This is a genomic window from Acidobacteriota bacterium, from assembly GCA_009838525.1.
Lineage (GTDB): Bacteria > Acidobacteriota > Vicinamibacteria > Vicinamibacterales > UBA8438 > VXRJ01.
In genome coordinates, this window is the sequence record VXRJ01000018.1 from 42,512 (window position 1) to 68,079 (window position 25,568).

Below are 25,568 nucleotides of genomic sequence, written 5' to 3' on the forward strand. Positions count from 1 at the left end.
CTGCGGCCCCGCGTCGCAGGTCCGCGGCTGCGTGCCGCGGGGAACAGGAGCGTCGCATGTCGACATGGTCTGGTCGGTGTGTCCGGAGGAGTGTCGCTGTTGCCGCCGTACTGCTCGGCGCAGGGGTTTCCGTCCCCGCCCAGCAGGACGCCGGTGAGGGCGAGTGGCGGTACTACGGTGGAGATTCCGGCAGCACCAAGTACTCGTCCCTCGACCAGATAGATCGCGACAACGTCGCCGACCTCGAGATTGCGTGGCGGTGGCGGACGGACAACTTCGGCTCGCGGCTCGACTTCAACTACCAGGCGACGCCGCTGGCGGTGGGGGGCGTGCTGTATACGACGGCCGGCTGGCGGCGCAACGCCGTGGCCATCGACGGGGCCACCGGCGAAACCCTCTGGATGTACCGCCTCGATGAAGGCGAGCGGGGCGACGCCGCACCGGTGCGGGCCAGCTCCGGCCGGGGCGTGGCGTACTGGACGGACGAGCGGGGCGACGACCGGATCATCCACGTCACGAGGGGGTATCACCTGGTGGCGCTGGACGCCGCGACGGGACGGCCGGTTTCCGGCTTCGGTGAGGACGGCGTCGTCGATCTCTACGACGGACTCTACGAAGGGGTCGACCGCTCGCCCATCGAGGACGGCCAGATCGGGTGGAACTCGCCGGCCATGGTGGTCGGCGACGTGATCGTGGTGGGGGCGGCGCTTCTCGCCACGGCGCCCGCGCCCGAGTTCACGGCCGGTTTCGTCCGGGGTTTCGACGCGCGCACCGGCGAGCAGTTGTGGGTCTTCCACACGATCCCCCAGCCGGGCGAGTTCGGCAACGACACCTGGGAGAACGATTCCTGGCGCTACACCGGCAACACCGGCGTGTGGGCCCCGATGGCGGCGGATCAGGAACTCGGCTATGTGTACCTGCCGGTCGAGACCCCCACGAACGACCTCTACGGCGGCCATCGGCCCGGCGACAACCTGTTCGCGGAGAGTCTGGTGTGCCTGGATGCCAGAACCGGCGAGCGGGTCTGGCACTTCCAGTTGGTCCATCACGGGATCTGGGACTACGACATCCCGACCGCGCCGACGCTCGTCGACATCACCGTGGACGGGCGCGAGATCAAGGCCGTGGCCCAGATGACGAAGCAGGCGTTCACGTATGTGTTCGACCGGGCCACCGGCGAGCCGGTCTGGCCGATCGAGGAACGTCCGGTGCCCGCCTCGACCGTCCCCGGGGAGCAGGCCGCGCCGACCCAGCCGTTCCCCACGCGGCCTGCCCCGTTCGATCGCCAGGGGGTGTCAGAGGATGACCTCCTGGACTTTACGCCGGAGCTGGCCGCCGAGGCGCGGCGCATCGCGTCGGAATACCAGATGGGTCCGTTGTTCACGCCGCCGATTCTGGCCGGGCCGGACGGCCCGCGCGGACTGCTGATGCTGCCGCAGATGACCGGTGGCGCGAACTGGCAGGGCGGGGCGGTGGATCCCGAGACGGGCATCCTCTACGTGGCGTCGGTCACCCATCCGACCGTCGCGGCGCTCGCGAACAATCCGGACCGGTCGACGATGGACTATGTGCAGAGTTACTCCGGCCGTCCGCGTGGAGCCGCCGCCAGGCAAGGTTGCGGCGAGATCGGACCGCTGGGCCTGCCCCTCATCAAGCCGCCCTGGGGACGCATCACCGCCATCGACCTGAACAGCGGCGACCACGTCTGGATGATCGCGAACGGCGACACGCCGGACTGCGTGAGGGACCATCCGGCCTTGAGCGGCCTCGACATCCCGCGGACCGGCAAGCCGGAACGGAGCGGCTTGTTCGTCACAAAGACGCTGCTCTTCGCCGGGGAGGGCGGCGGGCTCTTCGCCACGCCCACATGGGCCGGGGGACGGATGTTCCATGCCTACGACAAGCTGACGGGCGAGACGATCTGGGAGTTCGAGCTGCCCAAGCGCCAGACCGGCATTCCGATGACCTACCTGGTCGACGGGAAGCAGTACATCGCCGTGGCGATCGGGGACCGCGGTGAATCGGCGGAGTTGATCGCGCTGGCGCTCCCGTAGGGACGTCCGTCAGCCGCCAAGGAGAGCGGCGGAGAGAATGCTGACGAGCGTCAGCATGGTGGCGACCAGGGTGCCGGTCAGCCAGAGGAACCGGCGGTCGATGGCTTCGAAGCGCTGGTCGATGGTTTCGAACCGGCGGTCGATAGCCTCGAACCGTCGGTCGAAGCGTTGTTCCATGGCCTCGAACCGTCGGTCCATCCGCTCGCCCAACTCGGCGATCGCTTCGCGCAGCCCGTCGATCCGACTTGCGTTCTCTGCCATCTTGTGCTCGACGACGGTTAGCCTTTCCTCAACGGTCTTCACTGCCACTCGGTGCCTCCTCAGTATAGGTGGCGCGCGTGCGCTCACAACGCCGCCGTTCGAAAAAACCCCGCTGCAAGAAACATGCCGCCGGAAGGCAACAAACCGGTCAAGAGCGTTCGTCAACGGATGTATGATGGCCGGACTACAGCCGTCTAGAGCGAGATTACGCACGCGCGGTCATGATCGAATCCTCTCCAGCAGGAATGGCCAGAGCCCTCGATCGGCGTGAGTTCCTGGCGGCGAGCACGCTAGCCGCCGCGTACGCGTTGAGCCGTCCCGCGTTCGCGCAGGCCACGGATCCGACGACGCTGAGCATCGCCGAGGCGCAACGGCTGATTCGGTCGGGCGCGCTCTCGCCGCTCGAGTTGGTGGAGGCCTATGTCGAGCGCATCGGGCGCTTCGACGATCGCCTCAACGCCTTCGTCACCGTGACCGAGGAACGGGCGGTGGAGCGGGCGAGGGCCCTCGAAGCAGAGCTCGCGGGCGGGCGGTGGCGCGGCCCGCTGCACGGTATTCCGATCGCGCTCAAGGACAACATCGACACGGCGGGCGTGCTGACCACCGCCGGGAGCGCCGTGTACGCGAACCGCGTCCCGGACGAGGATGCCGAGGTGGTGACCCGGCTCGAGGAGGCCGGCGCCATCGTCGTGGGCAAGCTCAACATGCACGAGTTCGCCTACGGCGCGACGTCGGCGTTCACGCATACCGGCCCGGTGCGCAATCCGTGGGACGTGGACCGCATTCCGGGCGGGTCGTCCGGCGGGTCCGGTGCCGCGGTCGCGGCGCGGCTGTGCGCGGGCGCGCTTGGGACGGATACCGGGGGCTCGGTGCGCATTCCGGCCGCCCACTGCGGCATCGCTGGCCTGAAAGCGACCTACGGGCTGGCGAGCATTCGCGGCATCATCCCGCTGAGCGTGTCGCTCGATCACGTGGGCCCGATGTGCCGGACGGCGGCCGACACGGCGCTCATGCTGCAGGCGCTGGCCGGATACGACCCGCGGGGCATCGCGAGCATTCGCGCGGACGTGCCCGACTATGCGGGTGCGTTGCAGCGCCGCACGTCGTCGCTGCGGCTCGGCGTGCCACGCTCGCCGTACTACGACGATCTGGACCCGCAGATCGCGGAGGCGGTTGACCGCGCACTCGGCGTGTTGAGCGACCTGGCGGCGAGCACGCGGGAGGTGGAGCTACCGGCATTACCGGAGGAGCGCCCCATCGGGGTCGAGGCCTACGCGTATCACGCCGATCTCCTCGCCGAGAACCGGGAACTGTACGAGGCGAGCGTATTGGCGCGCCTCGACCCCGGCGCCGAGGTGCCCGCGGCGGAGTATGCCGAATCGCTGTACCAATTGAAGCTGGCGAGAAAGGCGATCGCGGGGGTTTTCGACGACGTGGATCTACTGGTCACGCCGACTCTGCCGGTGCTGCCAATCGGGATCGAAGCGGCCCAGGAGACGCCGCTGGAGGCGACCCGGATCCTGATTCGCAATACGGCGCCCTTCAACATCTACGGGAGCCCGGCGATCTCCGTCCCGTGCGGATTCAGCCGGGAGGGTCTGCCCATCGGGTTGCAGATCTGCGGCCCCGCCCTCGGCGAAGTCGACGTGCTGGCTCTCGCGCACGCCTACGAACAAGCGACGGACTGGCACGAACGCACGCCGTCGTTGTGAGGCCTCCGGCCCCAGGCGGTGCGGGCGCGGCCCAGGGCCACATACGCGGAGGGGAAGTTGGCTCGAACCGCTAGCGTGGTGCGGAACTTGCCCTATTCCTGTCATGCAGGGAAGGCGACCATGAGTGCATCGAGAACAGCTCGCCGCCGGGCCGGCGGGGCGTCGGGCGGAACGCTGGGAGCCGCAGTCCTGGTGTTGCTGTTACCGGGAAGCGGGCTCGCGCAGTCCGCGGCGGGCCAGCCGGACGGGTTCCGCCTCGAGGAATCGACCATCGAGAGCATTCACACGGCCATCCGGGAGGGCCAGATCAGTTGTCAGGGGCTGGTGCAGGCGTACATCGACCGCGCCCGGGCCTACAACGGCGCATGCACGCGACTGGTCACGCTCGACGGCGGGCCGATCGAGCCGGCCAGCGGCCCCGTACGAGCCGGTGCGCCGGTCAGTTTTCCCACGTCGACGGTTCCGGTTTCGAGCGTCCTTCCCGATTTCGACCGGTATTCCGGCCTTCCGTTGGATCTGGGCCGAATGGAGCCGACGATCTCCGATCCGGCGGTGCAGGCGCAGTACGGGATGGTGGCTGGCGTCCGGAATGCGGGCCAGGTGAACGCGCTCAGCACGCTCAACCTGCGCGGCGAGCGCTCCGTGACCTGCAAGGCGGGCTGTGACGCGCATCCGTCGACGGGGGCGATGCCGGCCAACTGCCCCGCCGCGTGCGAGCGGTTCCGACAGCAGCCCGACGCCCTGGAGCGGGCGGCGGAGCTCGACGCGCAATACGGCGACGACCCCGATCTGGCCGAGCTGCCCATGTACTGCGTGCCGTTCGCCTTCAAGGACGTCTACGACACCCGGGACATGCGGACGACGACGGGGGCGGACATCAACTTCGCCATGGACGCGCCTCCCGCCGATTCCACCATCGTCGAGCGGCTGCGGGAGAAGGGCGCCATCATCTACGCCAAGGCCAACGCCACCGAGTTCAACGGCGGCATCGGGAATCCCGGCGGGGCGGCTACGCCGGCGGCCCGGTACCTGGGATACGACGAACGGAGCACGTGGGGCGGTCAGGCCTGCAATCCCTATGACACCGAGCGCTCGCCACGGGGTTCGAGCTCCGGGTCCGGCGTAGCGGTGTCGGCCAACCTCGCCACCTGCGCCTTCTGCGAGCAGACGGGGGGATCCTGCAAGGGGCCGGCGTCCCGCAATGCCGTCGTCAGCCTGCTGACGACGAAGGGGCTGATTCCCTATGGCGGCGCCGTCGGGTCGAATCCGCTGGTCGACCGGGCCGGCATCAACTGCCGTACCGTCAAGGACGCGGCGCTGGTTCTGGACGCGCTTGCGGATCCGGAGCTCGGCTACTTCGATCCCCGGGACATCTACACCGCGTTGCCGGAAGCCCTGACGTCCGGGGAACCCTATGCCCGCCATGTCGTCGAGGAGGCTCCCCGCGACGGGGAAGAGCCGCCGCTGGCCGGCATGCGCATCGGCATCGTCCGCGAGTACATGGTCAAGCACACGCAGAACGACGCGGCGATCAGCGATCAGATCGACGGCGAGATCAAGGCGGTCCTGCGCGATCGGCTGGGAGCCAGCCTTGTCGAGTCCGTCGATCCGCTCTATCCCGACGACCCGGGCGTCCCCAACATGGCCTACGCGTTCCAGGACGCGCTCGCCGAGATCTTGCCCATCCACATGCCGGAGTACTTCTTCACGGCCACCGGCGACGGCGAGCTGGAGTTCGCGGTGCCGGGGCATGACGTGACGTCCCCGCGGTATCTCGTCGATCTGGCGGAAGGGAACGCGCCGCTCGCACCCAACCTGAACCTGCGGCGCGTGACGCTGTCGCCGGCGACGCGGGCCTTCGCCTTCCACATCGATCAGTACCTGGCCCGGCGAGGCGACGCGCGCGTCACCGACAGGGCGAGCCTGGACGCCAACACCAAGTACTTCGCCGCCGCGGACGAGGCGGGATCCGCGAACTGGGCCGCGCTCGACGACGTCCGGTCGGACGGCAATACCGAGCGGATGAAGATGCGCGCGGTGATGCAGCTCGTGCTGGCCAAGGTGATGCGGGAGAACCGGCTGGACGTGCTGGTAAACCCGGAGAACACGCTGCCGCACCAGAAGGTGGGCGGACCGAGCGAGCCGACCGTCAACGGCCGGGGCCCGTCGGGTGCGACGCAGACCATCACCGCACTCATCGGAGCGCCCGAGATCGCCGTGCCGGCCGGGTTCAACGAGGTCGTCTACGAGCCCCGGTTCGTCTTGAACGAGGCGGGCGATCGTTACCGCGAGGCCATCGGCGACGTGCCGTCGCGGCTCGAGACGCCGCTGCCGATCAGCATGATGTTCTGGGCCGGCCCGGGCGCGGAAGCGGCGGTGCTGAAGGCGGCTTCCGCCTACGAAGCGGCGACGCGCCACCGGATGCCGCCGCCCGACTTCGGCCCGCTGCGCGACGAGCCGTAGACTGAAGGTCGAGGAGTCGTGTCCGTCGGTGCCCCGCGGCTCGACCGGATTGCCCGTCGTAACGCGCAGCAGGACATCGACTGATACGGCGAGCGACTCAGGTCCGGCGCCGGCCGCTATCTGGAGTCGTCAGCCGCCGAGCAGGGCGGCGGAGAGGATGCTGACGAGCGTCAGCATGGTGGCGACCAGCGTGCCGGTCAGCCAGAGAAACCGTCGGTCCATGGTGTCGAATCGCTGTTCGATAGTCTCGAAACGCCCGTCGACAACATCGAATCGCCGGTCAATGGACTCGAATCGCCGGTCAATGGACTCGAATCGCCGGTCAATGGACTCGAATCGCCCGTCAATGGCTTCGAATCGCCGGTCGAAGCGCTGCTCCATGGCCTCGAAACGGCGGTCCATCCGGTTGCCCAGCTCGGCGATCGCTTCGCGCAGCCCGTCGTTACGACTTGCGTTCTCGGCCACTCTGTGCTCGACGACGGTCAGTCTTTGCTCAACGCTCTTAACAGCCACCGGGTACCTCCTCAGTATAGGTCGGCGCGCGTTAGCTCACAACGCCGCTTCGTTGGAGGTACGGGAAGCAAGAAGTGTGCCTAGAGCCAGCCTTTGTGCCGCGCGATTCGCGCCGCTTCCACCCGGTTGGCCGCGTCGAGCTTGCTGATCGCCTCGGACAGGTAGTTGCGCACAGTGCCTTCCGACAGGTGCAGTTCGGCCGCGATGCCGGCGCCTGACATCCCCTCACCGGCCAGCCGCAGCACCTCACGCTCGCGGTCGGTTAGCGGGTCCGCCTCCGACCACGCTTCGGCGGCCAGCTCCGGGGAGATCGCCCGTCCCCCGGCATGGACGTCGCGCACGGCTCGGGCGAGGTCTTCGGCCGGCGCATCCTTCAGCAGGTAGCCCCGGACGCCCGCGTCCAGCGCGCGTCGCAGATAGCCGGGACGCGCGAAGGTGGTGAGGATGATCACCCGCATACCACGCTCCACCAGTCTTGCCGCGAGCTCCAGTCCGGTCACCCGCGGCATCTCGATGTCGGTGAGGACGACATCCGGTTCCAGGCGCTCCGCGAGCGTCTGCGCTTCGGCGCCGTCCCGCGCCCGGCCGACCACTTCGATGTCGTGCTCGAGGTCGAGCAGGGCGGTCAGGGCGCCCAGCACCATCGCCTGATCCTCGGCCACCAGAACGCGTATCACGCGGCAGCCTCCCCGGAGGCGGGCACGCGCGAGGTCGGACGCTCGGGGCCGGCCGGCAGGCGAACCGTCAGGGTGACGCCATGCGCCGTCTCAATCGTCATCTCCCCGCCGGCCTGCCTGACCCGCTCGCGCATGCCGGCCAGACCCGCGCCCTCTCGGATAGCGCCGCCGCGTCCGTCGTCCTGCACCGTCAGGCACGCCCACCCCGCATCGCGGACCAGACTCGCCTGGCACCGGCTGGCGCCGGCATGGCGGACGACGTTGGTTATCGCCTCGCGCAGGCACATCGCCAGCACCGCTTCCTGCTCCGGAGGCATGTCGAGCGGCGGTCGTTCGACCGTCAACTGAATGTCGGCCGCGTGGCAGGCGAGCCGGGCGCTGGCCAGTTCGGCGTCCAGGTCCGCCCGCCGGAACCCGGTCACCGCTTCTCGGATCTCCTTCAGCGCGCCGCGCGAGATGCGCTCCACTTCGCGGATCTCCTGCTCGGCGCGGCTGTCGCGCCGGCCCGCGAGCTTCGCCGCGAGTTCCGCCTTGATGGTGATGAGCGAGAGCGTATGCCCGAGCAGATCGTGCAGGTCGCGGCCTATCCGCTCGCGTTCCGCGACGGCGGCGAGGCGTCGCACCTCGGCCTGCGAGAGCTTGAGTGCCGCGTCCTGACGGTCGAGCTCCTCGAAGTGGATGATCGCGGCGCCGATTACCGTCGTGACCGCACAGCCGAACAGCAGGACGAAGTTGGAGAGGTCCAGCACCAGCCATTCGCCGGCGACCAGCAGCACGATGCCGGCGAGCCAGGCAAAGGCGCTGGGCGGTCGGCTCGCCCTGCCGATGAACGCGGCCGCGTAGACGAAGAAGGTGATGGCGCCTCCGTTGAATGGAGTCCACAGGAGGGCGATGAGGAGGATGCCGGCGATGTTGAGGAACACGCGGCGGCCGGAATGCCAGTGGGCGTCGAAGTACAGCCACAGGAACGGCGGCAGGGTGAGCAGGGCGAGGGAGAACTCCACCGGCTCTAGCGGTACGAAGAACCACTTGAGGGCGAAGCTGATCAGCCAGAAGAGCCAGAGGTAAGGTGTCCAGCCGATGCGCGGCGAATCCGGCAGCAGGCGCCGGTGCACGGCGAGGGTGCCCGCGCGGGCGACGAGGATCGCGCCGCGCAGGGCCTGGGCCAGACTTCCCGACATCTACCGGATCTCCACGTCGTCTATCTCGAAACCGAACGCGCCAAGCGGAGGGGCCTGCGCCACGAAGGCCAGCCCACCGATGATGCCGGGCGACGCCGATGGGAACTGCCCCAGCGGAATCTCCACCTGGCTCCATTCGGCGGTTGCGGTGAACGGCGCCATCGCTGGCACGGTTGTGCTCGTGTCGCCAATGAACAGCATGACGATATAGGTTCGGCCGTCCCCGCGCGCGCGGAAACGCAGCGTCTCGCGGTCCGAGAAGTCCACCGGCTGCATCGGCTGCGCGCCGGGGAAGTAGGTGACGCCGGCCCATGGGAACGGCGACCCCGTGGCCACTTCGCCCTCGACGCGCAGCGCTCCGTTCTCCGCGGCCACGCGGGCGGTGGACGAGCCGCCCTGCATCCCGTCGGTCGTGATCTGCCAGCCGAAGCCGAAACTGGCGCGGAGGCCATCCTCGAAGTCGGCGATCAGCGTCGTCGCGGGCGCCGTCGTCGGCGCGGCCGTGGTCTGCTGCCAGTCCTGATCCAGGTGGTCGCGGTCTACCGGGTAGCCGTCCTTCCAGACGGTGACGATGCGCATGCTGAGCGACAGGTCGCTCTCGAGATCGCCGTCCACCAGCACGAGGTCGGCGAGCCGGCCCGCGGCTATCCTTCCGCGGTCGTCAATCCCGAACGCTTCGGCTCCGGCCACGGTCGCCGCGATCAGCGCCTCGGCGGCGGTCAGGCCGGCGCGCGCCAGGAGCCGCAGCTCGCCGTGCATGGAGAGGCCGGACGCAGTGCCCGGGTTGGGAGCGTCCGTGCCGGCAATCAGCTTCACGCCGGCCGCGTACAGGCGCCGCACGTTCTCGAGCGCGACGTCATCCACTCCCGACGTCGTCTCGGTCTCGGTCCCCGAGAAACGGGCGGCCAGGGTGGAGCGTTGCATATACGAGAGTGGTGTGTCGCCTGCGGCCTCCAGCAGTGCCGGCGCCATCGACTCGCCGCCGACGGTGGCCATCACCGACAGGGTCGGAACGACGAAGACGCCCGCATCGGCGATGCGCGCCGCCTGAACGTCGTCGATGACGGTGTCGCCCCAGACGTGCACGAGCCCGTCCGCGCCGAGTGCGACCGCATCCAGGGCATGCTCCAGCGCGCTCACATGTACGACGGCGCGCAGGCCTTCGCCGTGGGCCGCCGCGATGAGCGCGGCGATCGTGTCGCGGTCGAGGGTGGCGATTCCCTGGCCGTAGGCGCTGCCGTCCTCCCAGATGATCTTGATCCAGTCCGAGCCTTCCGCCTTGCGGGCTCGCACCCAGGCCGGCGCCTCGTCCGGGCCGCTCACGGTTTCCACCGGAACCCCGTACTGCGTGCCGTGCCCGCCGGCCGCGGTCGCCAGCATGCCGGCGGAGAAGAGGTCGGCCTCGTTTCCTCGGTCCAGGGTCTCCCGGGCCGGCCGCTTCGAGGCCGCGAGCTGCGGATCGGTGAACTGATCGAGGACGGTGGTCACCCCGAAGCGCACGGCGTCGTTCAGCGTGCCGCCGAACGTGTGGACGTGGCCGTCGATGAGGCCCGGCGCGAGCGTTCGCCCGCGGCCGTCGACGCGAGCGAGATCCCCCGGCAGGTCCAGTCCGCGTCCCATGCGGTGGATGCGGCCGTCTTCCACCCAGACGTCGGTCTCCGGCTGGAAGGCCTCGCCGTCGAAGACTTTCGCGCCGACGATGGCGAAGCTGCCCTCCGGCGGCGCCTCGGTGGCGGCGTCGGCGGGCGGCGGTGGCGTCGGCTCGGGCAGCGCCATGAGGACGCCGACGAATACGGCGAGCACCGCGGCCAGGTAGGTCAGCGTGCGCGTGACGGTGCTTCCTGTTGCAGGCATTGCTACCCCCTGGCTGCTAGCGCTGGCTGACGCGGCGGAACCCGACGGCCGCGATGACGAGAAAGACCGCCGTGAAGACGCCGATTACAAAGATGTGCATGCCGGCGGCCCCGCCCTCGTCCATGTTGATCACCTTCAGCGCGAGTTGCGCCTGGTGATAGGCGGGGAAGACGATGGCCATGTCCTGCAGGAACCCCGGCAACACGGCAATGGGCATCCAGAGGCCGGACAGGAACGCCATCGGCAAATAGACGAGGTTGACGATGGCGACGGCGGCCTGTGCCTTTACCCAGGCGCCGATCGCGAGGCCGAGGGCGCAGAACGGGATCACGCTCGATAGCACGATGCCGGCCAGCGAGAACCATTGCCAGCGGTACAGGGTCACGTTCGCGGCGTACGCGCCAAGCAGGAACAGACCGGTCACGATGGCGATGCCGAAGACGAGCGCGGTCGCCACGCGCGCCAGCAGGTAGGCCGCGGCGGGCATCGGAGTCGTCTGTTTCAACAGGAGTGCGCCGCTGTCCCGTTCTGTGGCGAATCCGACCCCGAACCCGAACAGGGCCGGTCCGATGAGCCCGAACACGCCATAGGTGGCCAGCAGGTAGGTCGGCGCGGTCGGCGAGAAGCTCATCACCACGCCGAAGAAGACGTAGAACATGAGTGGAAACACCAGCGTCGGGATGGTGAACGCCGGGGTGCGCAGCATGGTCAGGAACTGCGCCCGGGCTTCCAGCACATAGATGGGCGCGCGGCGAGCCGGTCGGAGATGCGGGACACGATCACTTGCTGCTTCCATCGTGTTCATCACGCCACCTCCCGTTCTTCTTTGTTGCGGACCAGGGTGAGGAACGCGTCCTCCAGCCCGGCTCCCGTGACGTGCAGGTCGTGCAGGTCGGGATCCAGCGCAAGCAGGGTCCGCAGCAGTTCTTCGGGCCGCGCGGTCAGAATCTCGAGGTGCTGGCCGCTGGCCTCGACCCGGGCGACGCCCGGCAGGGCTGCCACTTCCTCGCGGTTGACGGAGGTGATGCAGCGGACGCGGCGATCTGCGGCGCGTGACTTGATCTGCGCCGGCGTGCCCTGCGCGACGACCCGGCCCTGGTGGATGACCACGATCCGGTCCGCAAGCGCATCCGCCTCCTCCAGATAGTGCGTGGTGAGCACCGCGGTCCGGCCGGCCGCCTTCAGGTCGCGGATCTCGTTCCACAGGCTGCGGCGCGCCTCGACGTCGAGCCCAGTGGTGGGCTCGTCGAGGAAGACCAGCTCCGGGTCGCCAGCGAGAGCCAACGCGAACATCACCCGCTGCTTCTGGCCGCCGGACAGGCGGCCGTACCGCCGATCGGCCAGGTCCTCGAGCCCGGCCATCGCCAGCAATCGGGAGATGGGCAGCGGAGCCGGGTAGTAGCTGGAGAAGAGCTCGAGGTGTTCGGCGATGGTCAGCGTGGCGGGAACCCCCGAGACCTGCAGCATCGCGCCCCGGCGCATCCGGACCGAGCCGGCGCCCGGTTGGTCGCCGAACACGCGCACCGTGCCCTCCTGTGTCTGCAGCGTTCCCAGGAGCAGACTGATGGCCGTGGTCTTCCCCGCACCGTTCGGACCGAGGACGGCAAGCACTTCGCCGGCACGAATCTCCAGATCCAGGGCGTCGAGGGCGACAACCTCACCGTAGCGATGCGTAACCGCCGACATCGTTGCGAGGTGTCCGTTCGTCATGGTGATCACGATGATACGGACCGGGGCCGATCCCAGGTAGTGCGGGTCGTCACCGGCGTTCCGTGACGAATGTCACGCGCGCCGATACACGAGCGCGTTGCCGCGCTTGCCGCAGATCTCGCTGACGCCCGCCTTGCGAAAGCAGAACGCGGCCTGCTGGCCGAGGCGTCGCGGCGACTTCATGGCGGTTGCCAGGTCGCCGGCGGTGAACTGTTCGGGCAGGTCGGCGTCGACCATCGCGAAGAGATCGGCCATCGAGGCAATCCGATGGGTCGCGACGACGTCCACGAGCTGGCGCTCCAGGCGTATCCAGCCGCGGCGTCGCCAGGCGCGGCCCTCGGCGACCGTGCGTAACTCGTCTTCGACGGTCATCACGATCTCCAGAGTGAAGTCGGGGTGGGCCAGCAGGGCGGGGATGCTGACGAGGGCGGAGAAGACGTCGAACACGGTCCCGTGTTTCGGCGACTTGCGCCGCGACCGGCGGAGTCGGACCGTCCCCCGACCATCCCGGTCGGTCGCCACCTTGACGATGTACTTGTCGCGAGGGATGGGATGCACCAGCGTCACCCGATGCCGCTTCAACAGCCGTGGCAGCTTCGTCTTCAGCCTCGAAAAGCCGCTGGTGTGGATTTCGACGATCCGGCCGCCGATGACCAGGTCGACCACGAAACCGTCGATTGCCTGTTCCGCCGCGGCGCCAACGGTGGCATAGCGCGCTTTCAGGGCCCGGTGCAGCGACCGTTCGTTGAGCTCGCCGATCGACCGCGCCCGGCTCAGGTCGTGCATTGTGGCCTTACTGACATGTTGTCGGACGCGAACGCCGGGGGCTTCATCGCGTGGGAGTTGACGTACCATACTTAGTCAACTAGGCTCCGAGTGTGGAGTTGGTCCGCACGGTCAGGGATCGGCGCGGATTGTCGCAGCGGGCCCTCGCGCACCGTGCTGGATTGTCGTTCCGGGGCGTACAGCTCATCGAGTCGCCCGATCACGACGCTCGCCTGTCGAGCCTGGAGCAGGTCACCCGTGCGTTCGGACTGCCCGCGGGTGGTCTCAGGCGAGCGGTTTCCACCCTCCTTCTGGAACCACCCGACTCGCTGTTCTGCGCGTCCCTCCGCATCCTCGAGGATGGGGAACGTTCGTGGCGCGGGCACCTGATGAACTGCGTGGACGAGGTGCGCCGCTCTCGATCGACGGCAATGTTGGAGACGCCGCCGGCCGCGGAGCTACCCGAGCGGCTGCAGGCGCTTGCGGCGGGAGTCGCGGAAGCCCTGGCGGCGGAATGCGGGGCGGCCCCACCACGGTGGACCGGTGGCGTGGGGCCGCTCGAACGCCCCTGGTTCGTTTCAGGGTACGAGAACCTCAAGGCGGCGGCGCTCGTCGAGAGCCCCGTCCCCTTTCGGTCGCGCAACGTGTTCGTGCTGGCCAACTTCCTGGAGCGGGTCTGAGGTGCTCAGCGGCGACCGTAGCCGGGAGCTCTTCGTGGCCCTCGACTGGGAACTCGCCAAGCGCTCGGTTGTCGGCGAAGTCGGGCTGCTCGGCGGAGCCGTGATGTGTCTGGTCTTTCGGGCCCGTGACAGCACGAAGGATGTCGCCGCGCTCTTTGCTCCGACGCGCGAGATCCGCGACGCGGCGGTCGCCGTCGCCCGCGCGTTTGGCATACCGGACGATTGGCTGAATGATGCCGCGAAGGGCTTCGTCGTGTCGTCACCTCCCCGGCTTGAGGTCCTGGAGCTTCCCAACCTGCGGGTCTGGGCTCCGACCGCCGACTACATGCTTGCCATGAAGTGCGTCTCCGCACGGTTCGACACCCACGACGCTGACGATGTGGCGTTCCTCGTCCGACACCTCGAACTCGCCACGCCGGACGAGGTGTTCGAGCGCATCACCCGCTACTATCCGCACGGGCGGGTGCCGCCCAAGACACGCTTTCTCGTCGAGGAATTGCTGAGCCAAGGCAACTAGTCCGGAAGCGAGCGTTAGACTGATACCACCAATGGACCGCTCATACCGTTTCGCTTGCTTTGTGCTGCTTGCCGTCTGGACGGGAGGCGTCGTTGCCGCCCAGCAATCGACCGATACCGTCGAGCAAACCCTCATCGAGCTCGAGCGGGGCTGGAACACGGCCTTCTACGACCGTGATGTCGCCTTCCTCGACAGCATCCTGGCCGAGGACTTCATCGTCACGTACGACGACGGCACTCGGGGAGACAAGGCGCGGGAGCTGGAGCTGGCCGAGACGTTCAACCAGCGAGTCGTGTCCGCGACGCAGGAAGACTTCATCGTCCAGGTTTACGGTGACAGCGCCGTCGTGTGGTTCACCCTGCGCGTGGTCGGCATCCGGCAGGGGCAGGAGGCGGAGGTGATGTTGCGCTACACCGACGTCTGGGTGCAGCGCGACGGCCGCTGGCAATGCGTCTCGTCGCACAGCACGCGCGTGCGGTAGTCGCGCCCGGCGCGTTCCACCTGCCGGGTTTCCTGGGGCCGGCGGAACAGACCCGGATTCTGGCGGCCATCGAAGCGCTCGCGGCGGGGCAGGCGGGATTCTATCGTCCCCGCGTGCGCGGCGGCGGCCTGATGCACTGCGACATGCTCTGCCTCGGACGCCACTGGAACGCGAAGGCCTACACCTACGGGCCGGTGCGCTCCGATTACGACGGCTTGCCGACGCCGCCGCTGCCGGAGGAGCTGGCGGATTCCGCGAAGCGCGCGGCGGTGGCTGTCGGCTTCGATCTTGTGCCCGACATCTGCCTCGTCAATCGCTACGGCGCGGACGGCCGGATGGGCCTGCATCAGGACAAGGACGAGGACGCGTCGACTCTCGATGCGGGCGTTCCCGTCGTTTCGCTCTCGATTGGCGACAGCGCGCGCTTCCTGCTCGGTGGGTTCCGCCGCCGCGATCCGGTGACGGAAGTTGTACTGCGGTCGGGCGATGCATTCGTGATGGGCGGGCCGAGCCGGCTTCGTTACCATGGCGTGGCGCGGATACTGCCGGCGTCGTGCCCGCACGGTCTTGGGCTGGAGGGACGGATCAGCCTGACCTTCCGCCAGTTCGCGCTGGTCTGATGTGCAAGGTCGACGCCAACGGTGGCGCCAATACACCAGCGGGAGTTGGAACGTGAAGACGTCGTTATGGGAGTCGGGAGGCGGGGACATGGAAGGGTGGATCGCGGTTACTCACCACGGTTGGTACGAACATCTCGCGCGAAGGCCTTTCTGGGACGAGGTGAACTTCTGGCGGCCATCCGCACGCCATGCCTTCAGAGGCACGCCGGGCAGTCCTTTCTTCTTCAAGCTCAAGACGCCGCACAACGCCATCGGTGGGTTTGGATTGGTCGCGCGGTTTTCACGGCTACCCGACTGGCTGGCGTGGGAGTCCTTCCGGGAAGCAAATGGTGCTGTCTCATTCGCCGAGATGGAGCAACGGCTAAACGAAATACGCACCAAGAACAAGTTTCGGGACGCTGGCCCGGTGCCGCAGATCGGGTGCATCCTGCTAAGCACAGCCGTCTTCTTTCCGCCGGAGTTGTGGATTCCTCAGCCCGCTGACTGGCCCGTACGCAACCTCACGAATATGCGGTATGACTTGACGCAGGGGGAGGGTCTTCGCATCTGGCGTGAGTGCGAGCAGCGGCTGATCGCCATGCGGGGTGACATTGGACGAGCACCGGCCACCCAAGCGAACGAGTTGAGCGTCGCCGAAGACGTCCTTGGGCGATTCGGAAAACCACAGTTGGTCGCGCCCAGGCTGGGTCAGGGCGCGTTCAGAATCGGCGTAACCGACGCCTATGGTCGCGCCTGCACCGTCACAGGCGAACACTCTCTGCCCGCCCTTGAGGCCGCGCACATCAAGCCCTACCGTCAGGACGGACCGCACGCGATCGCGAACGGTCTCCTCTTGCGGGCCGATTTGCATCGTCTCTTCGACCAGGGCTACTTGACCGTTACACCGCAACATCGGCTCGAGATCAGTCGACACCTGAGAATCGACTACGCGAACGGTCGCAGCTACTATCCCCACCACGGCAGGGAGATCGTGCTGCCGGACGACCCGGCCTGCCGGCCCAGCCCGGAGTTCCTACACTGGCACAACGAGAATGTGTACCGGGCGTGATGTGACCGGCTGCGGCGCTCCTGTTGGACTTCCGTTGACTCGCTGACGGCGATTGACAGCGGTTTCCAATAGCAGGGAAGCTCACCGTGACCGGCGTAACGCCGGTGTGTTGACGGCCTAACGCACCGGGACTAGCTTCCGGACCCAGCCGTCGCCCTTCGTCAGCAGGTAGAGCTCTCCGGCGGAATCGATCCCGAGGCGCGCGTCCACACGGTCGCCCTGGCCGTAGGTGTTGGGGAACCCGGCCACGTCGACGAGGTCCTGTTCCTCGCCGTTCAGTATCAGCCGGAGTTCCTGGATCTCGGCGAGTTGGCCGCTCACGAGGTTGTCCGCGTCGATGTAGAAGACCCGGCCGCGCGGGAAGTCGGTGAAGACGTACTTGCCCTGCAGCTCGGGGATGGCCTGACCGCGGTAGACGTACCCGCCGCCGACGGCGTTACCCTCGCCGTGGTCATACTGCGCCACGGGATACACGAAGGCCTGGTCGTCCTCCGCCGGGCGCGGATACACCCGGCCCGGACGCCTTTCGCCGACCGCGAAGGCGGTTGCGAACGCGCCTTCCCGGAGCCGCCAGCCGTAGTTGGCGCCCGGGATGCCCAGATTGACCTCTTCCACGAAGTTCTGGCCGATGTCGCCCATGAACATCCGGCCGTCCGTGTCCCAGGAGAAGTACTGCGCGTGCCGCAGACCGTAGGCCCAGATCTCGGGGGCGACGCCTGCCTCGCCCACGAAGGGGTTGTCCGGCGGAATGCCGTATCCCCGGTCGCCGTCGCCGGCAAGGGGATCGATACGAATGATTGCCCCGTGAGGATCGCTGAGGGACTGGCCATAGTCGCGGGGATCGTTGGCGGCCCCCGCGTCACCGAAAGTGGCATAGAGGATGCCGTAGTCAGGCGACCCCGGGGCAGCCGTCGGATTGAACGCGATGGCGCCGACGTTGTGGTTGGAGGCGAACTGGCCGATCCGGAACACTTCGCGTGAGGTGCCGCTGAACACGTTCGCGGCCGGATCGTCCGTCGTCCACTCCCGGATAACGCTCTCGTGGCTCTCGGCGTCGTCGTCCAGGTAGTCCGCGTGGCCACTGTCCGAAGTGGCGCTGTAGGCGGTGTAGAACTTGCCGAACCCCGCCGTGCCCGCGTCGGCGAACTGCGGGTGGAACGCCACGCCCACGATGCCGGTCTCGTTGGGGAACATCGAGTCGTCGAAGCCGACGTCGAGGGTGCGAATGTCCATGTAGGTGACCGGCGCCATCCCGTTCTCGTCGGTGACGTAGAGCACGCCGCGCAGGTCGTTGAGGACGAGGCGTCCCGAGCCGTCCCCGATGGGCGTCATGTACTGGATGCGGGCATAGGCCAGGTTCGTGATGGCGTCCAGGGCCGATTCCTCGGTTCGCGGAGCGCGAACGAACTCGGTCGCTTCCACGACGAGGTCGCCCTTCCGGATCGGCTCTGGAATGGGATCGGGCAGCGCCTCCTGAGCGTCGGCCGGGAAGGTCCCGGCCAGGATGATCATTGCGGTTATGACGAGCGCTCGTGCAACGTGCATAGCGGGCTCCATGGGCTTTGTCTTGGTGATTGCGGCAGTCGCGGAGAGCCGCCACGGGATTCGGCGACGCCGTCGATCATATCGCGTCAGGCCGTCCAGATTGTGCTCTCAGTCTTATACGTATATTCTGCTTCTCATACGTGTAGCGAACGTCTGGCGGTTGAGAATGAAGAAGAAACTGACGATCACTGTCGACAGTGAGTTGCTGCCCCAGGCCAAGCAGTACGCCCGTTCGCGCGGCGTGTCCCTGTCGTCTCTCGTCGAAGCGTCACTCAGGGAGATGGCGGTGACCGACGCTCCTTCGTTTGCATCGCGATGGAGGGGCCGGTTCGATGCGGCGCGGCGAGATGATCCCCGCTACGATGCGCTGGCCTCGAAGTACCTCTGATGCTGCTGGGCACCGACGTGCTTGTCGATGTCGCCCTGGATCGGCAGCCCCATTCCGGGCCCTCTGCCGAGTTGCTTGATCGGGTCGAGCACGGTTCCCGCCGTGCGTTCGTCGCGTGGCACACGCTCTCGAACTTCTACTACCTGGTGACTTCCGCCCGTGGGGATGCCGACACGCGCGACTTTATTTCCGAGTTGATCCGCTTCGTCGCCGTCGCGCCGACGGATACAAGCGCTCTCCGTTACGCGGTTGCGCTTCCAATGGCGGACTTCGAAGACGCCATGCAGGTGGCTGCAGCACGGTCCTGTGGTGCGCGGTACATCGTGACCAGGAACGTCAGGGACTTCGCACGTTCGCCGATCCCAGCCGTTACACCAAGGGAAGCGCTCGTGCAGTTGTTCTGAAGTGTCGTGAGCGCGCGGCTGATGTAGTCTCTGTTAGCTGTAACCATGGCGGATTGTGGCCGCCGGGAGAACACCGATGTCGAGAACCTTCGCAACGCTTTGCACACTCGCCCTGCTCGTCGCGCTGGCGCCGCTGCCCTCGCTTGCCCAGGACGCCGAGCGCACCATGCCGATGCGCACGCCCGACGGTAAGCCGGACGTCTCCGGCATCTTCACCTTCAGGACGCTCACGCCGCTGCAGCGGCCGGAGCAGTTCGAGGGGCAGGAGACCCTCTCGCTGGAGGACGCGGCGGCCTTCGAGGCGGCGGAGCGCACGCGGCGCAACCGCGACCTGTTCGATCCCGAGAAGGGCGCGCTGTTCTACCGGCCGCGGTCGGAGGGCGGCGTGCTGTCGTACAACGAGTTCTGGTACGAGCGGGGCGTCGAGATGACCTCCGACAAGCGGACGTCCCTGATCATCGATCCGCCCGACGGCCGGCTGCCGCCGCGCGTTCCCCGCACCGACGAGGAAATCGCCCGCGGCCGCGAGGAGGCGGCACAGCGGGCCGCCAGCCGGTACGACTCCTATGAGAACCGGAGCATGGCCGACCGCTGCCTCATGGGTTTCAACTCCGGCCCGCCGATGCGGTCGAGCACGTACAACAACAACGTGATGGTCTTCCAGTCGCCCGGCTGGGTAGCGATTCTCACCGAGATGGTGCACGACGCCCGGCTCATCCCGGTCGACGACACCCCGATGCCGCCGTTCCCGCAGCGCAGCGGCGTCTCCCGCGCGCGCTATGAAGGGGAGTCGCTCATCATCGAGACGACGCAGTTCGCCGGTGGCAGCAGCGGCCTGACCTCGACGAACATGCACCTGGTCGAGCGGCTGACGCGGATCGACCCGGATACCGTGGCCTACGAGTACACGGTGACCGACCCGACGGTGTACACCGCGCCGTACACGGTGATGATGCCGTTCCGGCGCCTCGATGGAACGCTCTTCGAGTACGCGTGCCACGAGGGGAACTACGGGCTCTACAACATCCTGGCCGGAGCGCGCCAGTTCGAGCGGGATGGCCGGGAGCTGCGCCCATAGCCATAGTCATAGGCAGACCAATGCGAGCAGCCGACAGCCGGTACTTCCGCCTAACGGTGGCGGCGTTCGCCGTTGCGGCCTTCAGTGGTCTCCATGCCGCCGGGGCCGGGCAGCAGGGCACGACGACCCGCGAGAGCGAGCCGCCCACGATCATCGCGGGCCAGAGCCAGGCGAACTGGGCGAGCCACAACCTCGACCCGTTCAACCAGCGGTTCGCGGAGCTCGACCAGATTAATGCCGGGAACGCCGGCCAGTTGCGGCAGCGCTGGTCCTACGACGTTCCGCCGGAACTGAACGTCAGCCAGACCACGCCGCTGGTCGTCGACGGGGTGATGTACCTGCACGCCGGCGCGTCAGTGGTAGCCATTGACGCGACGACCGGCGAGCCGGTGTGGACGCTTGAGATCGAAGGCGCCAGGGGCGGTACGGTTCGCGGGCCGCTGTACGTCGACGGGAAGATCTACTCGTACCACAACGACAAGCTGGTCGCGACGGACGCGAAGACCGGCGAGTTGGTCGAGTCCTTCGGCGACGGCGGCATCCTGCCGGTCTTCGGCGACGCTCTTGCGTTCAAGTATCCGGACACCTATCCGCCCGGGTTCGATGCGTCCACGCTCGCCTATCGGATGAACAGTTCGCCCGCGTACCACGACGGCACCCTGTACGTCGGTTCCGCGATCTCCGAAGGGCACATTCCTGGCGGCCTCGTTGTCGCCGCCGATGCCGAGACCGGCAGCATCAAGTGGGTGTTCAACACGATCCCCCAGCGCCCGCAGGACGAGGGCTGGGAGCTGGCCGCCCCGACGTGGGGCGACGGCGCGCGTGCGGGCGCCGGTATCTGGACCCAGCCGGCGGTCGACGCCGAGCTCGGCATGCTCTACTTCAACGCCGCGAACCCGAACCCGCCCTACGACGGCTCGGCGCGCCCCGGGGCGAATCTCTTCACCAACTCGACCATCGCCCTGGATCTGGAGACCGGGGAGCTGGAGTGGTATTTCCAGACCATCCACCACGACCTCTGGGACTGGGACCACGTGACCGGCCCGGTCCTCTTCGACATCACGAGCAACGGCGAGACCATCAAGGGCGTCGGGGCGGCGGGCAAGAACTGCCTGCTCTACCTCTGGCACCGGGACACGGGCGAGCCGATCAATCCGATCGTCGAAACGCCCTTCCCGACCGAGACGAACGTGCCGGGGGAGGTGGTCTATCCCACCCAGCCCATCCCGTACAACGCCCGCGGCATCCCGCTCGCGCCGTTCTGCGCCACCTACCTCGACCTCAACGATCCCGAGTTGCAGGCGCAGGCGCGGCCGATGTACTGGCCCTACTCGACGGACGAGCACTACATCGTCGCGCACGGGGGCTCCAGTTTCGGCTCACCCTCGTTCAGCCCCCGGACGGGCCTGCTCTATGTGACCGGCAAGAACGCCGGGGTGTCCCTGCTCGTCAAGCCGCTCGGCGACAGCCTGCAGCTCGGCGAGGGCGGCGGCCACCAGAAGAACCTCACCGAGATCAGCCGGATCCCGGAATACCCGCCGACGATGACGCTGACCGCCTACGAGCCGGCGAGCGGGGAGGACGTCTGGCAGCAGGTGCTGCCGGCCCTCACGTTCGGCGCGTCCAGCGGCAGCCTGGCGACCTCCGGCGATCTCGTATTCCAGGGCACCGAGGACGGGGGCTTCTACGCGTTCGAGGCGGCCACGGGGGAGCAGGTGTTCCACCACCAGGCGCCGCGCACGATCAAGTCGAGCCCGCTGACGTATGAAGTGAACGGCACGCAGTACGTCGCCGTCATCGCGACGAACACGATCCTGGCGTTCGCGCTGCCATAGAACGACGCGAATTCTCTTGACGCCGCGGACCTGAAGGGCCTTTATTTAGGCCATAGGGGTATAATGGCCCTTAAGGTATGTACTTATGGACCTTATAGAAGATCTGATCAAGGACCGCTTTGGAACAGCCGCCGCAAACGAGCTGTGTCAGAAGCCTGGCCTGTTTGAGCCGGGCCGACTGTACAAACGCATCGATATCAGTAAGGCCCTGCGGGACGAGTTCGTCCGACGCGGTGGGGACGCCAACACCCGCAAGGACGACGTAGTTCCGGTACTGAAGAAGTGGTTGCTTGGGGCCGCCAGCCCCTTTCGGAAAGAAGCGCGGGGGCGCTATCGGTTTCTCGGCCACGACGGCGCGACCGAGCCGGCATTCGATGTGAGTGCTCGAGGCGCCGACGAGGGCCGTGACGCCAGGGACGACACGCCGGTTCCCGAGCGCGAGCTGGGTGCAGGGCCCTGCGAAGTGTACGCGTGGTGTCTTCCGCAGTATCGGGCAACTTTGGGTGCTCGTTGGCCAATCAAGATCGGCAGGGCCGGACCGGACGGGCTGGAGCGGCGCTTGCGTGATTTTCGGGAGAGCCTCCCCGAACGGCCGTGCTACCTGCTGCGGTTTGGGTGCGCGGACGAACGCGAAGCGCGGGAGAGGGAGTCCCTCCTGCACGCCTGGTTCCGAAGTCGAGGTCAGAAGCTGAACGATCTGCCCGGCGCAGAATGGTTCCTGACCAATCCGAGCGAGATCGAAGAGGCGATCCGGAACATCATCGGCCCTGATGCCCCTGTCGGAGAAGCGACCAGTCCGGAGATCGAGGACGTTATTGCCGCCGCGTTCAAGGATGTCACGGCCGACGACTGGGCTCGACTTCCCGAAGACCTCGTTGAACGCCTGGACTACTACCTGTACGAGGACGATCGCCAGTGAGGTCGGTATTTGCTGACACGGTCTACTGGATCGCCACGGTCATGCCGAGCGATCAGTGGCGTGCCGCGGCCAGGGACGCGCGACGGTGCCTCGGACCCGTCGAGCTCGTGACTACCGACGAAGTGCTTACGGAATTCCTCGCGGCCCTCTCGAAGGGAGGTCCGCGGATTCGTCTGGCCGCGACGCAAACGGTGCGCGCGATGCTGTCCGGTTCGAATGTTCGTGTGATTCCCCAGTCGAGAGAGTCGTTCACCAAGGCGCTGGATCGCTACGAGGCGCGTGGCGACAAGGGTTACAGTCTTCAGGACTGCGTATCCATGAACGTGATGGAGGCCGAATCGATCACCCAGGTTCTGACGAACGATCGTCATTTCGAGCAGGAAGGGTTCACGGTGCTCATGAAGCAGGATGCAGCCCGCGAACCGCTGGATTCCTGATCGTTCAAGCCGATCACCGTCTGCCACTGACAACCGGAAGGAGCACCAGCGCTTTGCCAGACCTCCATTTGGACCATGTTGCCCGAACCGTCGCCCCCGCATCTCCGTCCCGCCGCCGCTTCCTGCGGGGAGCGGCCGCGGCGCTCGCCACTGCGCCTTTCTTCCGGCCGCTGGCCACCCTCGCGCAGCCGGCGGTGCGTCCGGCGCCCGGCATGCCGGAGCCGCACTTCGTCAACACCAACGGGATCAGGATGGCGGTGTACGAGCGCGGCGAAGGCCTGCCGGTCGTCTTCGTGCATGGTTTCCCGGAGCTGGCGTACTCCTGGCGCAACCAGTTCCGCTCGTACCCGGCGGCCGGCCTGCGGGCCATCGCCCCGGACATGCGCGGCTACGGGCTTACGGACCGGCCGACGGAGGTAGACGGCTACGCTATCCCGAGCCTGTGCGCGGACCTGGTCGGCCTCCTCGACGCCCTCGAGATTGAACGGGCGCTGTTCTGCGGTCACGACTGGGGCGGCGCGGCGGTCTGGGCGATGCCGCGGCTCTATCCGGACCGGGTTCTCGGCGTCATCGGCGTGAACACGCCCGCGTCCGGCGGGGAGCCGCCAAGCACGCCGCCGGAGGAGCCGCTGATCGTCTTTACCGAGAACTACTACGCCAGGACCTTCCTGGAGCCGGGCCGGGCTGAGGCGGTCTTCTCGCGCGACGTGCGGCGGGCGCTGGAGATGATCTTTCGCCGGGGATGGTACTGGGACGTCGAGAACATGCGCGGGTACCCGCCAGACTCGGCCGAGAAGACGATGGACATGCTGCGGATGATCGAGGAGGACAACTACCAGGGCGAGCTCATCATGCCCGAGGACGTCCTCGACTACTGGACGGAGACCTTCGAGGCGACCGGGTTCACCGGCGGGTTCAACTACTACCGGGCGAACATGGGCGGTGGCGGTGGGGCGGCCCGGCCGACCACGGACATCGACGTGCCCTGCCTCTACGTGGGCGCGGAGAACGACACGATCCTGCGCCCGTCCTCGTCCGACGCCATGGCGTCGTTCATTCCGGATCTCGAGCGGCACGTCATCGCGGACTGCGGGCACTGGACGCAGCAGGAGCAGCCGGAGGAGTTCGACCGTGTGACGCTCGACTGGATTCGGCGCAAGCTCCAGTCCGCCTGATGGCGCGGTTCATCGCTGCTGGAGGACTCCTTCTCTCACGAGTCGTTTCACCAGGGTCAGCTTTCCCTCGGCATCCAGGCAGTCGGGCAAGTCCTCGACGGCAAACTCGTCAGTCGTGGTGGCGAACTGCACCGCCGGCCACACGCCGAGGGGCAACCTCAACTCGCGGCCACCGAAACGCAGGAGGCATGCCTCGCCGTCTGTTGCCGCCTCCGTCAGCAGCCCGGCGCGGCGTCCTACGCGGGTGCGCGGCGTCAGCCGGTTTCCGAGGAGCCGCTGGCTCAACAGGTCGGTGAACAGGGGCACGTCGGTGGCCAGGACCTCGTCCGCAAATCGTCGCCACACGACCTCCGGATCGAGCCGCGATTGCACGGACGCGAGCTTCTCCGCGAAGAGTCGCTCGCGCTCGGCGACCGGGAACTCGTCACGGGCGAATTCATGCGGGAGATTCCGGCGCAGCGATTCGTCTTCGAGCGCCGCCGCGGTGACGCCCTCGACCAGAAACTCGGCCCAGGTGAACGCGGTGAGGCCGAGGGTGATGTGCAACGACGCCTCATCCGTCGAGTGGGCGGAGTGCATCAGACCGCGCGGAAGATAGACGGCGCTGCCCGGGCCGAGCTCGAACTCGTCGCTGACGTCGCCGGGAGGCGTGCCCGGTTCGAAGCGCTGGCCCCGGAGCGGCAGTTTGACCTTCGTGTCGTAGATCGACCAGCGCTTGGTACCGCTGATCTGCAACACGAAGACGTCGTGGGTGTCCCAGTGCGGGGCGAAACCCTGCGCGTCGGGCGGCGTGAGATACACGTTGGTCTGGACCCGCGACGAGAAACGCCGCCCGAGCGCCACACACAGCCGCGCCAGGGTCGGCACGCGCGTATGGAGTTGGTTGAAGATGACGGTCGCGCCGTCGTCGAAGTGTCTCGCGACCTCGAGCGGTTGGACCCGGCCGGCGTCGTTCGCATACTCGGCGGGAAGGATGTCGCCATCGCCTTTGACCAGCTTGATGTCGCGATGCCCCGCCGCGTGGGTACCCAGCACGGTGTCCAGATCGGCCACGGTGAGGAGCTCGGCATAGTAGGGAGAGGCCTCGCGCCGGATGTGCAGCAGCCGTTGCTCGTAGTAGTCCCGTTCGAACTCCGCGGTCGGCAGCGGATCGATGAGCCAGGCGAACCAGTCGCGCTTGCGCGTCGTTCCGGGCTTGGCGTGGTCCGTCGTCATGTGATCGCTCCGTGCTGTAACCCGATCGTATTGCGG

At 67.5% G+C, this 25,568-nt stretch carries 25 protein-coding genes; 15 read left to right on the plus strand and 10 right to left on the minus strand.

Annotated elements, in window-relative coordinates:
• The first annotated feature begins 56 nt into the window (after positions 1-56).
• The gene (locus tag F4Y45_06035; protein ID MXY24067.1) at positions 57-2,054 is read left to right on the plus strand and encodes a pyrroloquinoline quinone-dependent dehydrogenase; all 1,998 of its coding nucleotides are present in this window, start codon (positions 57-59) and stop codon (positions 2,052-2,054) included.
• A gap of 9 nt (positions 2,055-2,063) precedes the next feature.
• Here the strand turns inward: F4Y45_06035 and F4Y45_06040 are convergent, their stop codons facing one another.
• Complete coding sequence (locus F4Y45_06040) at positions 2,064-2,363, minus strand: hypothetical protein (protein MXY24068.1); 300 nt, start codon at positions 2,361-2,363, stop codon at positions 2,064-2,066.
• Between the two features lie 173 nt (positions 2,364-2,536).
• Between F4Y45_06040 and F4Y45_06045 the strand changes: the two genes are divergently transcribed.
• Positions 2,537-4,027, plus strand: a complete 1,491-nt coding sequence (locus F4Y45_06045; protein ID MXY24069.1) for an amidase — start codon at positions 2,537-2,539, stop codon at positions 4,025-4,027.
• 120 nt (positions 4,028-4,147) lie between these two features.
• Positions 4,148-6,490, plus strand: coding sequence for an amidase (locus tag F4Y45_06050; protein MXY24070.1), 2,343 nt, complete (start codon positions 4,148-4,150; stop codon positions 6,488-6,490).
• Between the two features lie 129 nt (positions 6,491-6,619).
• Here F4Y45_06050 and F4Y45_06055 read toward each other — a convergent pair whose 3' ends face one another.
• The 7 genes from F4Y45_06055 to F4Y45_06085 all read right to left on the minus strand — a co-directional run bounded on the left by F4Y45_06055 (position 6,620) and on the right by F4Y45_06085 (position 13,211).
• Positions 6,620-7,003, minus strand: coding sequence for a hypothetical protein (locus F4Y45_06055; protein MXY24071.1), 384 nt, complete (start codon positions 7,001-7,003; stop codon positions 6,620-6,622).
• A gap of 80 nt (positions 7,004-7,083) precedes the next feature.
• Complete coding sequence (locus F4Y45_06060; protein ID MXY24072.1) at positions 7,084-7,680, minus strand: response regulator transcription factor; 597 nt, start codon at positions 7,678-7,680, stop codon at positions 7,084-7,086.
• Positions 7,677-8,861 carry a sensor histidine kinase gene (locus tag F4Y45_06065; protein MXY24073.1) on the minus strand — a complete coding sequence of 395 codons (1,185 nt, stop codon included), beginning with the start codon at positions 8,859-8,861 and terminating at the stop codon, positions 7,677-7,679. Before F4Y45_06065 ends, F4Y45_06060 begins: the two co-directional genes overlap by 4 nt.
• The gene (locus F4Y45_06070) at positions 8,862-10,715 is read right to left on the minus strand and encodes an amidohydrolase family protein (GenBank protein ID MXY24074.1); all 1,854 of its coding nucleotides are present in this window, start codon (positions 10,713-10,715) and stop codon (positions 8,862-8,864) included. It lies immediately after the preceding gene.
• A gap of 16 nt (positions 10,716-10,731) precedes the next feature.
• On the minus strand, positions 10,732-11,520 hold the full coding sequence (locus tag F4Y45_06075) for an ABC transporter permease (GenBank protein ID MXY24075.1): 789 nt from the start codon (positions 11,518-11,520) through the stop codon (positions 10,732-10,734).
• Positions 11,520-12,425, minus strand: a complete 906-nt coding sequence (locus tag F4Y45_06080; GenBank protein MXY24076.1) for an ABC transporter ATP-binding protein — start codon at positions 12,423-12,425, stop codon at positions 11,520-11,522. The genes F4Y45_06075 and F4Y45_06080 overlap by 1 nt, the downstream gene beginning before the upstream one ends.
• A gap of 72 nt (positions 12,426-12,497) precedes the next feature.
• The gene (locus F4Y45_06085; GenBank protein ID MXY24077.1) at positions 12,498-13,211 is read right to left on the minus strand and encodes a hypothetical protein; all 714 of its coding nucleotides are present in this window, start codon (positions 13,209-13,211) and stop codon (positions 12,498-12,500) included.
• A 92-nt stretch (positions 13,212-13,303) separates the two neighbouring features.
• Between F4Y45_06085 and F4Y45_06090 the strand changes: the two genes are divergently transcribed.
• The 5 genes from F4Y45_06090 (at position 13,304) to F4Y45_06110 (ending at position 16,536) form a co-directional block, all read left to right on the plus strand.
• On the plus strand, positions 13,304-13,870 hold the full coding sequence (locus F4Y45_06090) for a helix-turn-helix transcriptional regulator (GenBank protein MXY24078.1): 567 nt from the start codon (positions 13,304-13,306) through the stop codon (positions 13,868-13,870).
• Between the two features lies 1 nt (position 13,871).
• Entirely contained in the window at positions 13,872-14,387 is a 516-nt protein-coding gene (locus F4Y45_06095) for a hypothetical protein (protein MXY24079.1), read from the plus strand.
• A gap of 31 nt (positions 14,388-14,418) precedes the next feature.
• Positions 14,419-14,868, plus strand: coding sequence for a nuclear transport factor 2 family protein (locus tag F4Y45_06100; protein ID MXY24080.1), 450 nt, complete (start codon positions 14,419-14,421; stop codon positions 14,866-14,868).
• Positions 14,835-15,488 (plus strand): alpha-ketoglutarate-dependent dioxygenase AlkB, encoded by a 654-nt coding sequence (locus F4Y45_06105; GenBank protein ID MXY24081.1) that lies wholly within the window; start codon positions 14,835-14,837, stop codon positions 15,486-15,488. Before F4Y45_06100 ends, F4Y45_06105 begins: the two co-directional genes overlap by 34 nt.
• Positions 15,489-15,576: 88 nt before the next feature.
• Positions 15,577-16,536, plus strand: a complete 960-nt coding sequence (locus tag F4Y45_06110) for an HNH endonuclease (GenBank protein MXY24082.1) — start codon at positions 15,577-15,579, stop codon at positions 16,534-16,536.
• Positions 16,537-16,653: 117 nt separating this feature from the next.
• On the opposite strand, the gene F4Y45_06115 is transcribed toward F4Y45_06110, so the two are convergent.
• A complete protein-coding gene (locus tag F4Y45_06115) occupies positions 16,654-18,093 on the minus strand; it encodes a PQQ-dependent sugar dehydrogenase (GenBank protein MXY24083.1) in 1,440 nt (479 codons plus the stop codon).
• A gap of 154 nt (positions 18,094-18,247) precedes the next feature.
• Between F4Y45_06115 and F4Y45_06120 the strand changes: the two genes are divergently transcribed.
• The 7 genes from F4Y45_06120 to F4Y45_06150 all read left to right on the plus strand — a co-directional run bounded on the left by F4Y45_06120 (position 18,248) and on the right by F4Y45_06150 (position 24,317).
• Positions 18,248-18,469, plus strand: coding sequence for a hypothetical protein (locus tag F4Y45_06120; GenBank protein MXY24084.1), 222 nt, complete (start codon positions 18,248-18,250; stop codon positions 18,467-18,469).
• Positions 18,469-18,873: a PIN domain-containing protein gene (locus F4Y45_06125; protein ID MXY24085.1), complete on the plus strand. Its 405-nt coding sequence runs from the start codon at positions 18,469-18,471 to the stop codon at positions 18,871-18,873. The genes F4Y45_06120 and F4Y45_06125 overlap by 1 nt, the downstream gene beginning before the upstream one ends.
• A gap of 76 nt (positions 18,874-18,949) precedes the next feature.
• Positions 18,950-19,951: a hypothetical protein gene (locus tag F4Y45_06130; GenBank protein MXY24086.1), complete on the plus strand. Its 1,002-nt coding sequence runs from the start codon at positions 18,950-18,952 to the stop codon at positions 19,949-19,951.
• Positions 19,952-19,971: 20 nt separating this feature from the next.
• On the plus strand, positions 19,972-21,786 hold the full coding sequence (locus F4Y45_06135) for a PQQ-binding-like beta-propeller repeat protein (GenBank protein ID MXY24087.1): 1,815 nt from the start codon (positions 19,972-19,974) through the stop codon (positions 21,784-21,786).
• Between the two features lie 85 nt (positions 21,787-21,871).
• Positions 21,872-22,705, plus strand: a complete 834-nt coding sequence (locus F4Y45_06140) for a GIY-YIG nuclease family protein (GenBank protein ID MXY24088.1) — start codon at positions 21,872-21,874, stop codon at positions 22,703-22,705.
• The gene (locus tag F4Y45_06145) at positions 22,702-23,142 is read left to right on the plus strand and encodes a PIN domain-containing protein (GenBank protein MXY24089.1); all 441 of its coding nucleotides are present in this window, start codon (positions 22,702-22,704) and stop codon (positions 23,140-23,142) included. Before F4Y45_06140 ends, F4Y45_06145 begins: the two co-directional genes overlap by 4 nt.
• Before the next feature lie 53 nt (positions 23,143-23,195).
• Positions 23,196-24,317, plus strand: a complete 1,122-nt coding sequence (locus tag F4Y45_06150; GenBank protein MXY24090.1) for an alpha/beta hydrolase — start codon at positions 23,196-23,198, stop codon at positions 24,315-24,317.
• Positions 24,318-24,326: 9 nt separating this feature from the next.
• Here the strand turns inward: F4Y45_06150 and F4Y45_06155 are convergent, their stop codons facing one another.
• The gene (locus F4Y45_06155; GenBank protein ID MXY24091.1) at positions 24,327-25,532 is read right to left on the minus strand and encodes a hypothetical protein; all 1,206 of its coding nucleotides are present in this window, start codon (positions 25,530-25,532) and stop codon (positions 24,327-24,329) included.
• Positions 25,533-25,568 lie beyond the last annotated feature (36 nt).

Excerpts from the sequence above, each read along its gene's own strand:
- F4Y45_06035 (MXY24067.1), top strand. The coding sequence starts at position 57 with ATGTCGACATGGTCTGGTCGGTGTGTCCGGAGGAGTGTCGCTGTTGCC.
- F4Y45_06045 (MXY24069.1), top strand. The coding sequence starts at position 2,537 with ATGATCGAATCCTCTCCAGCAGGAATGGCCAGAGCCCTCGATCGGCGT.
- F4Y45_06050 (MXY24070.1), top strand. The coding sequence starts at position 4,148 with ATGAGTGCATCGAGAACAGCTCGCCGCCGGGCCGGCGGGGCGTCGGGC.
- F4Y45_06065 (MXY24073.1), bottom strand. The coding sequence starts at position 8,861 with ATGTCGGGAAGTCTGGCCCAGGCCCTGCGCGGCGCGATCCTCGTCGCC.
- F4Y45_06070 (MXY24074.1), bottom strand. The coding sequence starts at position 10,715 with ATGCCTGCAACAGGAAGCACCGTCACGCGCACGCTGACCTACCTGGCC.
- F4Y45_06075 (MXY24075.1), bottom strand. The coding sequence starts at position 11,520 with ATGAACACGATGGAAGCAGCAAGTGATCGTGTCCCGCATCTCCGACCG.
- F4Y45_06080 (MXY24076.1), bottom strand. The coding sequence starts at position 12,425 with ATGACGAACGGACACCTCGCAACGATGTCGGCGGTTACGCATCGCTAC.
- F4Y45_06085 (MXY24077.1), bottom strand. The coding sequence starts at position 13,211 with ATGCACGACCTGAGCCGGGCGCGGTCGATCGGCGAGCTCAACGAACGG.
- F4Y45_06100 (MXY24080.1), top strand. The coding sequence starts at position 14,419 with ATGGACCGCTCATACCGTTTCGCTTGCTTTGTGCTGCTTGCCGTCTGG.
- F4Y45_06105 (MXY24081.1), top strand. The coding sequence starts at position 14,835 with ATGCGTCTCGTCGCACAGCACGCGCGTGCGGTAGTCGCGCCCGGCGCG.
- F4Y45_06110 (MXY24082.1), top strand. The coding sequence starts at position 15,577 with ATGGAAGGGTGGATCGCGGTTACTCACCACGGTTGGTACGAACATCTC.
- F4Y45_06115 (MXY24083.1), bottom strand. The coding sequence starts at position 18,093 with ATGGAGCCCGCTATGCACGTTGCACGAGCGCTCGTCATAACCGCAATG.
- F4Y45_06120 (MXY24084.1), top strand. The coding sequence starts at position 18,248 with ATGAAGAAGAAACTGACGATCACTGTCGACAGTGAGTTGCTGCCCCAG.
- F4Y45_06125 (MXY24085.1), top strand. The coding sequence starts at position 18,469 with ATGCTGCTGGGCACCGACGTGCTTGTCGATGTCGCCCTGGATCGGCAG.
- F4Y45_06130 (MXY24086.1), top strand. The coding sequence starts at position 18,950 with ATGTCGAGAACCTTCGCAACGCTTTGCACACTCGCCCTGCTCGTCGCG.
- F4Y45_06135 (MXY24087.1), top strand. The coding sequence starts at position 19,972 with ATGCGAGCAGCCGACAGCCGGTACTTCCGCCTAACGGTGGCGGCGTTC.
- F4Y45_06140 (MXY24088.1), top strand. The coding sequence starts at position 21,872 with ATGGACCTTATAGAAGATCTGATCAAGGACCGCTTTGGAACAGCCGCC.
- F4Y45_06155 (MXY24091.1), bottom strand. The coding sequence starts at position 25,532 with ATGACGACGGACCACGCCAAGCCCGGAACGACGCGCAAGCGCGACTGG.